The following is a 12,779-nucleotide window of genomic DNA, read 5'->3' as shown; positions in this document are numbered from 1 at the left end:
GCCTTCGAAGCCGGTGGTGGCCATCGAGCCGCCCATGGCCTGCGCGACGACCTCGTAGGCCTTGAACGCGGTGTAGGGGCCGTCCCCGAAGCCCTTGATCGAGGCGTACACGATGCGGGGGTTGATCTCCTGGATGCGTTCCCAGGTGAAGCCCATCCGGTCGATCGCGCCGGGGCCGAAGTTCTCGACCATCACGTCGCTGCGGGCGATCAGGTCGGTCAGGATCTCCCGTCCGCGCGGGGTCTTGGTGTTCAGCGTGATGCTCCGCTTGTTCGCGTTGAGCATCGTGAAGTACAGGCTGTCCACCCCGGGCACGTCCCGCAGCTGACGCCGGGTGATGTCACCCCCGGGCGCCTCCAGCTTCACCACGTCCGCACCCAGCCACGCCAGCAACTGCGTCGCCGACGGACCCGACTGGACATGCGTCATGTCCAGAACACGAACACCCTCCAAAGCCTTCGTCACAACGGCCACCTCACATCCAACGCCGGGTCAGGAGTGGTACGTCGAGATCCCATACTGCAGATTGCATACCGTATGGAGTAACCATGGTTGCGGCAGACGCGGTGGATGTCCAGAGCGGTCGGGAAAAGAATTCGCCAGGGAGGCTGTGCGCGAGAGGCGAGCCGCGGCGCCGCGTACCGGCCGACCGGGTCCACGCGGAGTCCCGCGGGAGGGCCGAAGCGCCGGTGCACGAGCCTCGGCGCGGCACTTCCCGACGCCCGCCGACGCCCATCGGCGTCATGCTAAGTTAACACGAAGATTCGTTTTTTAAGCAGAGGATGGATCCATGCCGAAGGTCACGCCGGAGTACATGGAGGCCCGCCGCAGGCAGATCCTGGACGCGGCCCGCCGCTGCTTCCTGCGGGACGGATTCCATTCGACGTCCATGCAGGACCTCTTCGCGGAGGCGGGCCTCTCGGCGGGCGCGGTCTACCGGCACTTCCCCAGCAAGAACGAGATGATCACGGCGATCGTGGAGGAGAGCATGCGCGACGTCCTCGCGATGGTCCACAGCGTCGCCAAGGATCGGCCCAGCAGTTCCGTCGGGGACCTGATGGCCGATGTCTTCGACATCGTGAAGGCCAAGACCGCCGAGCAGAACATCGCGGGCCTCTCCGTGCTCGCCTGGTCCGAGTCCCTGCGGAACCCCTCGCTGGCCGCGCAGTTCAACGACCTGCTGGCCCAGATGCGCTCGGCTCTCACCGAGGTCATCCGCGAGCACCAGCAGAGCGGCACCCTCACCCGCGAGGCCTCCCCCGAGGCCATCGGTGCCGCGCTCATCTGCACCCTGCCCGGCTACATCCTCCAGTTGGCCATGGGCGACTCCAAGGCCCTGGAGGGGGTTCCCGGGGCCCTGCGAGCCCTGTGGCCCGAATCGGCCGCGTCCTGACACCGGCGTGCGTCCGCCGCGACCGCCCTCAGCGCTCCGCCGCGTGCCGGCCGTGCGGGTACGGGCGGGCCCCCGCCGGCGCCGGTGAAGGCGACGCGGGGTATCCGCCGGGGTCCGGCTCCAGGGCGGCGGTCGCGGTCCCGCCCGTCCCGGACGGGCCGTGCGCGACGGCGGGAGTCCGGCGGCCCAGGACGACGGCCGTCAGGCCTATGCCGAAGGCCGCCGACTCCACCGCGGCGCCCGCGCTGCTCCGCTCAGTGCGGCAACGGCCAGTCGGGCAGCACGCGGACCCGGCCCTCCAGATACACCTGGCAGCGCGTGCCCTCCGGCACGGCCAGGTTCCACAGACCCGCCCAGAACCGCACGTCGACACCGACGGTCACGGCATGGCCCGTTGACTGCCCCGCGCCCGGCCCCGCGCCCGGCGCCGACATTCCGGCGACATCCAGCCGGACCAGGGCGGCGACGTCGGTGACGCCGTTGAGTGTGAGCATCGCGATGAGGGCCCGCCGGATGCCGGTGTCGTCGCGGGGCCGGACCAGCCGCAGCTCCCCGCCGGATCCGCCGAGTTGGCGTCCCAGCTCGGTCCGGCGCCACGCGGAGCGCCGCGGGCGGCCGGGATCGTCGCCGCCGGACATCCGAAAGCGCACCACTCCCCCTGCCGGCCCTCCGGTGCCGCCGACGAGGAACGCTTGCGTGAGGTGCAGCGGCATACGTGAGGAGAGCCGGCCGCCGCGCCCGCTGCGCAGCCAGTTCCCGGCCCCGCGGGCGGCGTTCGCGCCGTCCGGAGGCGGCGGTGGGGCGTGCGAGACCATGGTGGACCACCTGGGGGAAGCGTCGTCCCGGGGCGCGGGTGGTCTGCCCGGGAAGGGCGTGGTGTTCCGGGCGCCGCTCACCGCCGGGCCGGGCCCGGCGCCCCGCCCGACGGCGCGCCGGCCCGGTCGCGGGCGGCCCCGGACTCAGCGGTGCGTGTGCAACGGCTTGCCCGCGAGGGCGAGGAACGCCTCCCCCAGAGCCTCGTTCTGGGTCGGGTGCGCGTGCACGAGCGGGGCGACATCGCCCGGATGGGCTTCCCAGGCGACCGCGAGCTGTGCCTCCGCGATGAGTTCGCCCACCCTCGCCCCGACCATGTGGACGCCCACCACCGGGCCGTCCTTCTCACGAACCAGCTTCACGAAGCCGGACGCACCGATGATCTGGCTCTTGCCGTTGCCGGCCAGGTTGTACTCGACGCACTCCACCCGGCCGGCACCGAGCCGCTCCTCGGCCTGCGCCTGCGTCAGACCGACCGACGCGACCTCCGGGTCGGAGTAGGTGACGCGGGGGATGTGGGCTTCGGGAACCGGTGCCGGGGCCAGACCGGCGATCTCCTCCGCGACGAAGATTCCCTGCTGGAAGCCGCGATGGGCGAGTTGGAGACCCTCGACGACGTCCCCGACGGCGTAGACACCGGGCACCCGGGTGCGCAGGGCGGCGTCGACCTCGACGAATCCGCGGTCCAGCGTCACACCGGCCTCCTCGAATCCCATGCCGGCCGTGCGGGGCCCCCGGCCGACGGCGACCAGCAGGACGTCGGCCTCCAGAGGCTCGCCCTCCGCGAGTGCGACCGAGACCCCCTTCGCGTCCTGCTCGACGGCGGCGACCCGGACGCCGGTGCGGACCGTGATCCCGCGTCGGCGGAAGGCGCGTTCCAGGGCCCTGCCGCAGGAGCGGTCCTCGTTCGGGACCAGGCCCGGGAGCGCCTCGACGATGGTGACGTCGACGCCGAACGAGCGCCACAGGCTCGCGAACTCGACACCGATGACGCCGCCGCCGAGGATGATCGCGCTGCGCGGAAGCTCCGGCAGGGAGAGCGCCTGCGTCGACGAGAGGACCCGTCCGCCGAAGTCGAGTCCGGGCAGGCTCCGGGCGACGGACCCGGTGGCCAGGACCACGGCCACCGCCGCGGAGTGGACGACCTCGCCGACCCGCACGGCCGACGGCGACACCAGGTGCCCGCGCCCCCGGACCAAGGTCACGTCATGGGCGGCGACCAGTCCCTGCAGCCCCTTGTACAGGCGGTCCACGACGCCGTCGCGATAGGCGTACACGCCGGGCAGGTCGATGCCCTCGAAGGAGGCACGGACGCCGATCGACGCGGCGTGCCGCGACAGTTCGGCGACCTCGGCGGCGTGCAGCAGGGCCTTGGTCGGGATGCAGCCGCTGTGCAGGCACGTTCCGCCGAGCCTGTCCTCCTCGACGAGGGCGACGCTGAACCCCAGTTCCGCGCCGCGGAGCGCGGCGGCGTAACCGCCCGACCCGCCGCCGAGGACCACGAGGTCGAAAGTGCTCTCGGTCATGCTGCGTTCTCCTTCGCCTCGCGTTCGCCGGTGTTCACAGCAGGATCCGGAGGGGGTGTTCGAGCACGTCCACGAACTCCCTCAGCCACTCGGCCGCGACGGCGCCGTCCACCGCCCTGTGGTCGACGGCCAGGGTCAGCCGCAGTACGGACGCGATGTCGACCGCGCCGTCCTCGACGACCGGCTCCTGCCGCACCGCGCCGACGGCCAGGATCGCCGCCTGCGGCGGGTTGATGATCGCCGCGAAGTCCTCGGTGCCGTACATGCCGAGGTTCGTGATCGTGATCGCGCCGCCCTCCAGTTCGTCCTGCCGGAGCCGGCGCTCCTTGGCGCGGGCGATGAGGTCCTTCGTCGCCGTGGCGACGCCGCTCGTCGACAGGGAGTCCACACCGCGGATCACCGGGGTGACCAGACCGCCGTCGGTGGCGACGGCCACGGCGATGTCGACGTCCGAGAAGTGCCGGATCGAGGTGTCGTTCCACTGGACGTTCATCGCGGGGACGCCCGTGTGCGCGGACGCGATCGCCTTGACCAGCAGGTCGTTGATCGACACCCGCACGCCCTGCCCGGCGTTGATCTGCTGCCGCAGAGTGAGCAGCGCGTCGACGCGTGCGCTGCCGCGCACGTAGAAGTGCGGCGTGTTCCGCTTGCTCTCCGTCAGCCGGCGGGCGATGGCGGCCCGCATCCGCGTAGTGGGCACGTCCACGAAGCGTGCGCCGGTTGCCGGAGCCGTACGTGTCCCGCCCTGCGCCCCGGCGTCCACCGGGGCCGCCACCTGCTCCTGCCGGGCCGGCCGGGCGGCGGCGGCCTCGACGTCGGAGCGCCGGATCCTTCCCCGCGGACCGCTCCCCGTCACGGAGTTCAGGTCGACGTCGAGCTCGCGTGCGCGACGTCGCGCCAGCGGGCTGGCGAAGAGGCGCCCGCCGCCGGCGCGTGCGGCCCCGCCCCGTGCGGCCCCGTCGGCGGCCTGCGCCGCGGGCTCTTCCGCCGCCGGCCCCGGGGACGCCGGCCCCGGGGAAGCCGGTACCGGGGCCGTTCCGGTACCCAGCGAAGCCACCAGGTCGTCCACCGCGGACACCGGCTCGTCCGGCGCCCCCCAGACCGCGATCGGCGTGCCCACCTCGACTTTCGTGCCGGCCTCCACCAGGAGGCGCAGGAGCACTCCCTCGCTCTCGGCCTCCACCTCGACGACGGCCTTCTCGGTCTCCACCGTGACGATCGGATCTCCGGCCGCGTAGGGGACGTTGACACCGACGTTCCAGGACTCCAGGATCGCCTCCTCGGTGTTGGCGGCGATCTCGGGCATGCGCAGCAGCTCAGCCATGGTTCTGCTCCTGGGCGATCCGGCGGAGCTTGGCGACGACTTCCTCCGTGGAGGCGAACGCGGCACGCTCCAGCACCTTGCTGATGCTGGGCGACGCCTCGCCGCCCGTCACGCGCTCGATCGGGGCGTCGAGCCAGTCGAACAGCCTTCGCTGGATCTCGTCCGCGAGCCAGCCGCCGTAGGAGGTGCCGAGGGCTCCCTGCTCGGCGATGAGCACGTTGTTGGTCTTCTGCACGGATCGCGTGATCGTGTCCCAGTCCAGGCTGGCACGGTCCAGCCAGCGCAGGTCGACGACCTCGGCGTCCACTCCGGTCTCCTCGACGGCGTCCAGGACGGCCGGCGTCATCGCGAGATAGGTGAGGATGGTCAGGGCCGAGCCCTCACGGCGTACGGCGGCCTTGCCGACCGGCAGGTGGTGGTCGAGGTTGTCCGGCAGTCCCGGGCCGGTCGAGTTGTACAGATCGACGTGCTCGAGGACCACGACCGGGTCGTCGCAGGCCAGGGCCGTGTTCATCAGGCCGACGTAGTCGAAGGGGGTCGACGGCGCGACGATCCGCCAGCCCGGCGCCGTGGCGAACACGCCGGCCGGGTCCATCGAGTGCTGCGATCCGTACCCGGTGCCGGTGGCGACCTTGCTGCGCAGGACGAACGGCACCTTGCCCTCACCGCCGAACATGTGGCGCGCCTTCCCGATCTGGTTGAACAGCTGGTCCGCAGCGACCCACATGAAGTCGGCGTACATGAACTCGACGATCGGGCGGTACCGGCCGTCCAGCGCCAGTCCGCCGCCGAGGCCGGCGAACGCGTTCTCCGAGATCGGCGTCCCGATCACACGGCCGGGAAACGCCTCGCTCAGTCCGCGGGTGGCGCCGTTGGTGCCGCCGTTGAGCCGGTGCACGTCCTCCCCCATCACCACCACCCGAGGGTCGGTCTCCAGCCGGCGCCCCATCACCGCGGCCACGGCGCCGATGAACTTGACGTCGGTCAGGTCGTCGGCGAAGTCCCCGGTGTCGGTGAACTCGATCGCGGCCAGCTCCGACAGATCCCCCCTGACGCCCTGGTCGACGAATGCCGGGTCCGGCCACTCCGAGGGCGCGATGCGGCGCTCACCGGGCTTGCCGCCCGGCCGCGGTTCCAGGATGACGTCGCCGAGTTCGGACATCAGCCCCTTGGCGCGCTGGATCGTCTCCGTGACCGCCTTCTTGGTGAGGATCCTGCGTCGCACCAGGTGCCGCACCACGGTGTCGATGGGGTCGCGGGAACGCCACTGCGCCTCCTCCTCCTTGGTCCGGTACCGGAACGCCGAACCGGCGAAGGGACCGTTCTGGTGGAAGTAGCGGTAGACGTCGGCCTCGATCATCGTCGGGCCGCCGCCGCCCCGCATGTGCGTGAGGGCCTGCTGCGTCACGAGGTACACGGCCAGCGGATCCATGCCGTCGACCTTCCAGCTCCGGATGCCGAAGCCCGGGCCGCGGCCGGACAGCCGTGGCTCTGCGGTGACTTCGGAGACGTGGGTGGAGACGGCGTACAGGTTGTTCTCGACGAAGAAGCACAGGGGCAGCGACCACGCAGCCGCGAGATTGAGGGTCTCCAGCGTGGATCCGATGTTGATCGCACCGTCGCCGAAGAACGTGAAGGTCACCGCCTCGGTTCCGGACTCCTTGTGGGCGTAGGCGGATCCGGCCGCGAGCGGTACCCCGCCGCCGACGATCGCGTTCGTCCCGATCGCGCCGGCCTCGTGCCACTGCAGGTGCATGCTCCCGCCCCGGCCGTGGCTGAACCCCCGGTCGAGTCCGCATATCTCGCGCAGACAACGCAGCAGCACGTCCTGCACGTCCTCGGGGAACGGCTTGGTCGGCTCGATGCCCTCGGGATGCAGATGGGCGAGCACCTTGGCGAGGAACTGGTGATGGCCGCGATGCGAGCCGTTCACGGTGTCCTGCGACGTCAGGGCGAAGCACGCGCCGACGGCGCCGCCCTCCTGGCCGATGCTGGAGTGCGCCGGGCCGTGGATGAGTCCGTCGGCGGCGAGCTCCAGGACGTACTCCTCGAAGGCCCGGATCAGCACCAGCTGGCTGAACATGCCCGTCAGGAGGTCCGGGGCCGCGGCGTCCCAGTCGTCCTGCGTGACGACGAACTCCGACCACGCGGCCTTCGCTTCGAGTGTGTTTTCCGCAGGCATCGAGTGCCCCCTTCGATCGACCGGAGTGCATCGACCCTGCCACACGGTTGGATCCAATTACAAGGTTCCACTCGACAGATTGCGGCATCGACGCGACCATGGAGCATCATTCGGATCCAAAGGAGGAAGATCATGACTCTGCCCGGCCTCACACGCCTGGATCACATCGGCTTCACGGTGCCGGACCTGGACCAGGCGCACGCATGGCTCGTGGACGTCCTGGGGTGCGAGTACCTGTACTCGATCGGCCCGCTCAGCGCGAGCGACGACTGGATGTCGGAGCACCTGAACGTGGACCCGCGCACGGTCATGCGCCGGCTGAGCTTCTACCGGTGCGGTGAGCAGGCGGTGTTCGAGGTCTTCGCGTACCAGGCGGACGCGCAGCGGCAGACCGTCCCGCGCAACAGCGACGTCGGCGGACACCATGTCGCGCTGTACGTCGAAGACCTCGACGAGGCCGTGTCGTTCCTGCGGGCGCGGGGCGTTCCCGTACTCGGCGATCCCACCTCCAGCGCCGGTCCTTCGGAAGGTCAGCGGTGGGTCTACTTCCTCTCACCATGGGGAATGCAGTTCGAGCTGGTGTCGTATCCTGAGGGGAAGGCCTTCCACCGCGACCCGTCACAGTTCAGAGGTGACCGCTCTTGACCCCCGCGCACGCTCGCGATCCGCGCGGGTCGGACAGCGTCAGGAGCCGGCACATCGCGGGCATCCTCCGTGAGGAGATCCTGGCCGGCGAACTGACACCCGGCACCTGGCTGCGGCAGGACGACATCGCGGCGCGCCTGGGCACGAGCCGGATCCCGGTCCGCGAAGCGCTGAGGATCCTGGAGTCCGACGGCCTCGCGGAGTCGTTCCCCAACCGGGGCTCGCGGGTTCCGATGCTCAGCCTCCAGGAGGTCAACACCTACTACCGGATGCGCGAGCGCCTCGAGCCGCTGACCCTGATCGAGAGCCTCCCCCATCTCGCCGATCAGCACATCGACCGCCTGGAGCAACTCCAGGACGAGATCGAGAGCCAGAGCGACGTCAACCGGTTCCTGCTCCTGGACCGCGAGTTCCACATGACCACCTACGCGGGGTGCCCCAGCGAGCACCTGCTGGCCATCACCGAGCGGCTCTGGAACTCCACCCAGCACTACCGCCGTGCGTTCATGGTGCTCACCGACCCCGACCGGGGCGCCATCGTCAACGCCGAACACCGGCTGATCCTCGACGCCGTGCGGCGCCGCGATCCCGAGGACGGCGAACGGTACCTGACCGGGCACATCCGTCGCACGCGGGTCGAACTCACGGCGCACCCGGAACTCTTCACCGACAAGCACTGACGCGCGCGGGACGCCGGAGCTCCCGGGGAGCGAAACGGCGTCCCGCCCCGCGCCGGGGCCCGCTCGGCCGCGCGTTCCCGACTCCGGGTCCCGCACAGGGATGCCCGTTGCGAATGTATCCAACTTGATGTGATGAAGCGCTCGCGCACCCCAACACCCCTGGCATGCCATCCCGACGAGGCCTACAGTGGATCCAATCCAGCTCTTGGATGCCCACACCACGAGGAGAGCACCGTGCCCATAGCCACCGTCAATCCCGCTACGGGTGAGCTCGTCGAGGAGTTCGCCCCCCTCACGGAGCAACAGGTCGAGCAGCGGCTGGTGCGAGCACACGCCGCGGCCGCGACGCTCCGGGCGACCGATTTCGACACGCGCGCCCGGTGGATGCGGGCGGCCGCGGACCTGGTCGAGGCCGAGGTGGACCTGGCGGCGCCCATGCTCACCATCGAGATGGGCAAGCCGATCACGCAGGCCCGTGCGGAAGTCCTCAAGTGCGCCCAGGCGATGCGATTCTACGCCGACAACGCCGAGACCCTGCTGGCCGACCAGCCGCTCGCCGACCCGGGAACGGTCAAGGCCTCGGCCGCCTACACCTCCTACGAGCCCCTCGGCGTCGTTCTCGCCGTGATGCCTTGGAACTACCCGATGTGGCAGGTGATCCGCTTCGCCGCGCCGGCGCTGATGGCCGGCAACGTGGGCCTGCTCAAGCACGCCTCGAACGTCCCGCAGTCCGCGCTGTACCTCGACACGCTCTTCGAACGCGCCGGCTTCCCCGTCGGGTCGTTCCAGGCGCTCCTGATCGGAGCGGCGGACGTCGAGGCCGTTCTCCGCGACCGGCGCGTCGCCGCCGTGACGCTGACCGGATCCGAGCCGGCCGGACGGTCCATCGCGGCAATCGCGGGCTCGGAGGTGAAGAAGGCCGTGCTGGAGCTGGGCGGGTCCGACCCGTTCATCGTGCTGCCCTCCGCCGATGTTCGCGCCGCGGCCCGGACCGCCGTGAGCGCCCGCACGATGAACAACGGTCAGTCGTGCATCGCGGCCAAGCGGTTCATCGTCCACTCCGAGGTGTACGAGGAGTTCGTCGAGGCCTTCGTCGCGGGCACGAAGGCCCTGACCGTCGGCGACCCGCTCGACGAGGACACCGAGATCGGGCCGATCGCCACGGAGTCGGGCCGGCGCGAGCTCGCCGAACTGGTCGACGACGCCGTCTCGAAGGGTGCCGTCCTGCGGTGCGGCGGGTCGGCGGTCGGTACCGGGGGGTGGTTCTTCGAGCCGACGGTGCTGGAGGAGGTCACCTGCGACATGCGGGTGTACGGGGAGGAGGCCTTCGGTCCGCTGGCCGTGGTGCACCGGGTCGACGACATCGAACAGGCCGCGGCACTCGCCAACGACACGGCCTTCGGCCTCAGCTCGTCGGTGTGGACCACCGACCCCGACGAGGAGCGGTTCCTGATCCCGCGGCTCGAGGCGGGCGCCGTCTTCGTCAACGGCATGAGCGTCTCCTACCCCGAGCTGCCGTTCGGCGGCGTGAAGGACTCGGGCATCGGGCGCGAGCTCGCCGCGGAGGGCATCCGGGAGTTCTGCAACCTCAAGACGGTCTGGAAGGGCTGACGGAAGCCGCTCCCGCGCACCACGGCCAGGGCGCACGCCGTTCGGCGTGCGCCCTGGCCGTGCGCGCTCAAAGTGTCGTCGCCGCCCAGCGGTTCAGCGTCCCGCTCTTGTCGTCCCAGGTGAGCCAGGTCCCGTCGCCGAGCGGACGCACATAGCCGTCGACGGGGCCCGTGGGATACGCGACCGCCCCGCGTATCTCCAGGGTGCGGGCGTGGAGCAGCCAGTGGCGGGCCTGTTCGGGTTCCTCGGCGGAGTCGGTCGTCGAGGCGATGACCGTGTCGGCGTCCACGAAGCCGCAGCCGTAGTCCCAGCGGGGCGGGTCCTCGTCGTCGGCCGACTCGGGCGACATCTCCGCGAGCACGGTGCCGTCCAGAGCGTGCACCTGAAGGTTCCATCCGCTGTGCTCGACGGTCAGGAAGCCCGGGTGCCCCTCATGGACGTCCATCAGGATGCGGTCCATGCCCTCGTTCAGGTCCCAGCCGGTCAGCTCGCCGCCGTCCTGGCGCGCCCAGTGCAGCAGAACGCCGTCCTGGCCCATGCCGATGCACAGACCCATGTGGACACCATCGGGGTGGGACAGCTGGTGCGAACCGGATGCCGCACTGTCCAGCGGCAGCCGGGCCAGCTCCCGTCCGTCCCGGGCGTCCAGGACGACCCAGCGCTCCTCCCACTCGTCGTCCGCCGGCTCGACCACGACGTGCGCCCAGACGAACCGGCCGTCCTCCGAGACCCGGCAGGAGCCGTGCTCGTTACCGGGGCACACCTCCTGCTCGTCCCCCGTGTGCGGGTGGCCGATCGCCGGCCCCCAGCAGGCGTGCCGGTACTCCCACAGCGTCTCGCCGCCCCTGCCCACGGCCCGTACCGCACGCTGGCCCGAGAACACCGCGAACGTGCCGTCGGGACTCACCGAGTGGACGCCGCGGTCCCAGCCCGGCCAGGGAAGGGGAAACACGGCGCTCGGCGCACGCTCACCCGCGAACAACTCGTCCAGGTCGTGGACCGCCAGCTCGCGCCCGTCGCCGAGGAGGACGCGGCACGCACCGCCCCCGCGGCTGTCCAGCGCGAAGCCGTGGACGAGGGCGCCCCCACCCGGCAGCCCCACCGAATCGCGCAGTTGTGCGGTGATCGACATGCCCCGAAGGTAACGGGTCCCACCGACAACGGGTCACAGGACCCGGAGGATGTCGTCGACGCGCTCCTTGGCGTCACCGAAGAGCATGGCGGAGTTGTCGCGGTAGAAGAGGGGGTTCTGAACGCCGGCGTAACCGGAGGCCATGGAGCGCTTGAAGACGATGACGTTCTCGGCGTTCCAGACCTGGAGGACCGGCATGCCGGCGATGGGCGAGCCCGGGTCCTCGGCCGCCGCGGGGTTGACGGTGTCGTTGGCGCCGATGACCAGGACGACGGAGGTCCCGTCGAAGTCGTCGTTGACCTCGTCCATCTCCAGGACGATGTCGTAGGGGACCTTGGCCTCGGCGAGCAGGACGTTCATGTGTCCGGGCAGCCGGCCCGCGACCGGGTGGATGCCGAAGCGGACCTTGACGCCCCGGTCCCTGAGCTTGCGGGTCAACTCGGCGACGCCGTACTGGGCCTGAGCCACGGCCATGCCGTAGCCGGGGGTGATGATCACCGAGTCGGCCGTTCCGAGGAGTTCGGCGACGCCCTCGGCGGTGATCTCGCGGTGTTCTCCGTAGTCCCTGTCGTCGGCCGGGCCGGCCTCGATACCGAACCCGCCGGCGATCACGGAGATGAAGGACCGGTTCATCGCCTTGCACATGACGGAGGACAGATAGGCACCGGAGGAGCCGACCAGGGCGCCGGTGATGATCAGGAGGTCGTTCTCCAGCAGGAATCCCGAAGCCGCGGCCGCCCAGCCGGAGTAGGAGTTCAGCATCGACACGACGACCGGCATGTCACCGCCGCCGATCGAGGCGACCAGGTGCCATCCCAGGGCCAGGGCTACGATCGTGACCGCCACCAGCAGCCACAGCGCCGGGTCGATCACGAACCATGTGGTGAGCACGGCGAACGCGCCGAGGGCCGCGAGGTTGAGCTGGTTCTTGCCGGGGAGCATCAGCGGCGCCGACCTGATCCGCGCCGAGAGCTTGAGGAACGCCACGACCGAGCCGGTGAAGGTGACCGCGCCGATGAAGACGCCGATGAACACCTCGGCGGAATGGATCCCGAGCAGGTCCTGGGCCCGCAGCGCCGCGGCCTCGGCACTGCCCGGGCCGTCCAGGGCGGCCTCCACGTGCAGGTAGCCGTTCCAGCCCACCAGTACCGCCGCCAGACCCACGAAGGAGTGCAGCAGGGCGATCAGTTCGGGCATCCCGGTCATCTCCACGACCCGGGCCCGCCACAGCCCGATCGCGGCACCGACCGCCACGGCGCCGATCATCAGCGCCAGACCGGCTCCGGAGATGCCGTGGTCGATCGCGAGCACGATCGTCGCGGTCAGGGCCACCGCCATGCCGCCGACGCCGAAGGTCTTGCCGGCCTTGGCGGACTCGTGGTGCGACAGCCCGGCCAGCGCCAGGATGAAGAGCAGCGCCGCGACGATGTAGGCGGCCGCCGCCCCTGTCCCGACAGTCATCAGATCAGACAT

The 12,779-nt window shown here is 70.7% G+C and carries 11 protein-coding genes; 4 read left to right on the top strand and 7 right to left on the bottom strand.

Going from position 1 to position 12,779, the window contains the following annotated elements:
• Window positions 1–465, bottom strand: a 465-nt coding sequence (locus tag CHF15_RS41645; protein ID WP_179280223.1) for a CoA transferase, incomplete at its 3' end; no start/stop codon positions are given.
• 325 nt (window positions 466–790) lie between these two features.
• Between CHF15_RS41645 and CHF15_RS41640 the strand changes: the two genes are divergently transcribed.
• Window positions 791–1,393 (top strand): TetR/AcrR family transcriptional regulator, encoded by a 603-nt coding sequence (locus CHF15_RS41640; protein WP_089229155.1) that lies wholly within the window; start codon window positions 791–793, stop codon window positions 1,391–1,393.
• A gap of 254 nt (window positions 1,394–1,647) precedes the next feature.
• Here the strand turns inward: CHF15_RS41640 and CHF15_RS41630 are convergent, their stop codons facing one another.
• The 4 genes from CHF15_RS41630 to CHF15_RS41615 all read right to left on the bottom strand — a co-directional run bounded on the left by CHF15_RS41630 (window position 1,648) and on the right by CHF15_RS41615 (window position 7,238).
• Window positions 1,648–2,208 carry a hypothetical protein gene (locus CHF15_RS41630; protein WP_143681760.1) on the bottom strand — a complete coding sequence of 187 codons (561 nt, stop codon included), beginning with the start codon at window positions 2,206–2,208 and terminating at the stop codon, window positions 1,648–1,650.
• A 144-nt stretch (window positions 2,209–2,352) separates the two neighbouring features.
• Window positions 2,353–3,732: a dihydrolipoyl dehydrogenase gene (gene lpdA, locus CHF15_RS41625; RefSeq protein ID WP_089229152.1), complete on the bottom strand. Its 1,380-nt coding sequence runs from the start codon at window positions 3,730–3,732 to the stop codon at window positions 2,353–2,355.
• Window positions 3,733–3,766: 34 nt separating this feature from the next.
• Entirely contained in the window at window positions 3,767–5,056 is a 1,290-nt protein-coding gene (locus CHF15_RS41620) for a dihydrolipoamide acetyltransferase family protein (protein ID WP_089229151.1), read from the bottom strand.
• Window positions 5,049–7,238 (bottom strand): alpha-ketoacid dehydrogenase subunit alpha/beta, encoded by a 2,190-nt coding sequence (locus tag CHF15_RS41615; RefSeq protein ID WP_089229150.1) that lies wholly within the window; start codon window positions 7,236–7,238, stop codon window positions 5,049–5,051. Before CHF15_RS41615 ends, CHF15_RS41620 begins: the two co-directional genes overlap by 8 nt.
• Before the next feature lie 132 nt (window positions 7,239–7,370).
• Here CHF15_RS41615 and CHF15_RS41610 point away from each other — a divergent pair, with 132 nt between their 5' ends.
• From CHF15_RS41610 to CHF15_RS41600, 3 genes are all read left to right on the top strand, one after another.
• Window positions 7,371–7,883 (top strand): VOC family protein, encoded by a 513-nt coding sequence (locus CHF15_RS41610; RefSeq protein WP_089229149.1) that lies wholly within the window; start codon window positions 7,371–7,373, stop codon window positions 7,881–7,883.
• Entirely contained in the window at window positions 7,880–8,563 is a 684-nt protein-coding gene (locus tag CHF15_RS41605; RefSeq protein WP_089229148.1) for a GntR family transcriptional regulator, read from the top strand. Before CHF15_RS41610 ends, CHF15_RS41605 begins: the two co-directional genes overlap by 4 nt.
• Before the next feature lie 234 nt (window positions 8,564–8,797).
• The gene (locus CHF15_RS41600) at window positions 8,798–10,174 is read left to right on the top strand and encodes an NADP-dependent succinic semialdehyde dehydrogenase (RefSeq protein WP_089229147.1); all 1,377 of its coding nucleotides are present in this window, start codon (window positions 8,798–8,800) and stop codon (window positions 10,172–10,174) included.
• Window positions 10,175–10,241: 67 nt separating this feature from the next.
• Here CHF15_RS41600 and CHF15_RS41595 read toward each other — a convergent pair whose 3' ends face one another.
• Together CHF15_RS41595 and pntB are read right to left on the bottom strand one after the other, a co-directional pair.
• Window positions 10,242–11,306 (bottom strand): hypothetical protein, encoded by a 1,065-nt coding sequence (locus CHF15_RS41595; protein WP_089229146.1) that lies wholly within the window; start codon window positions 11,304–11,306, stop codon window positions 10,242–10,244.
• Window positions 11,307–11,339: 33 nt separating this feature from the next.
• Window positions 11,340–12,767 (bottom strand): Re/Si-specific NAD(P)(+) transhydrogenase subunit beta, encoded by a 1,428-nt coding sequence (pntB, locus tag CHF15_RS41590; RefSeq protein WP_089229145.1) that lies wholly within the window; start codon window positions 12,765–12,767, stop codon window positions 11,340–11,342.
• Window positions 12,768–12,779: the final 12 nt, after the last annotated feature.

Source organism: Actinacidiphila glaucinigra (assembly GCF_900188405.1).
In the GTDB taxonomy this organism is placed as follows: Bacteria; Actinomycetota; Actinomycetes; order Streptomycetales; family Streptomycetaceae; genus Actinacidiphila; species Actinacidiphila glaucinigra.
The sequence above is the reverse complement of the archived record's forward strand: the minus strand, read 5'-3'. Positions and strand labels throughout refer to the sequence as shown.

Excerpts from the sequence above, each read along its gene's own strand:
- CHF15_RS41640 (WP_089229155.1), top strand. The coding sequence starts at position 791 with ATGCCGAAGGTCACGCCGGAGTACATGGAGGCCCGCCGCAGGCAGATC.
- CHF15_RS41630 (WP_143681760.1), bottom strand. The coding sequence starts at position 2,208 with ATGGTCTCGCACGCCCCACCGCCGCCTCCGGACGGCGCGAACGCCGCC.
- lpdA (WP_089229152.1), bottom strand. The coding sequence starts at position 3,732 with ATGACCGAGAGCACTTTCGACCTCGTGGTCCTCGGCGGCGGGTCGGGC.
- CHF15_RS41620 (WP_089229151.1), bottom strand. The coding sequence starts at position 5,056 with ATGGCTGAGCTGCTGCGCATGCCCGAGATCGCCGCCAACACCGAGGAG.
- CHF15_RS41615 (WP_089229150.1), bottom strand. The coding sequence starts at position 7,238 with ATGCCTGCGGAAAACACACTCGAAGCGAAGGCCGCGTGGTCGGAGTTC.
- CHF15_RS41610 (WP_089229149.1), top strand. The coding sequence starts at position 7,371 with ATGACTCTGCCCGGCCTCACACGCCTGGATCACATCGGCTTCACGGTG.
- CHF15_RS41595 (WP_089229146.1), bottom strand. The coding sequence starts at position 11,306 with ATGTCGATCACCGCACAACTGCGCGATTCGGTGGGGCTGCCGGGTGGG.
- pntB (WP_089229145.1), bottom strand. The coding sequence starts at position 12,767 with ATGACTGTCGGGACAGGGGCGGCGGCCGCCTACATCGTCGCGGCGCTG.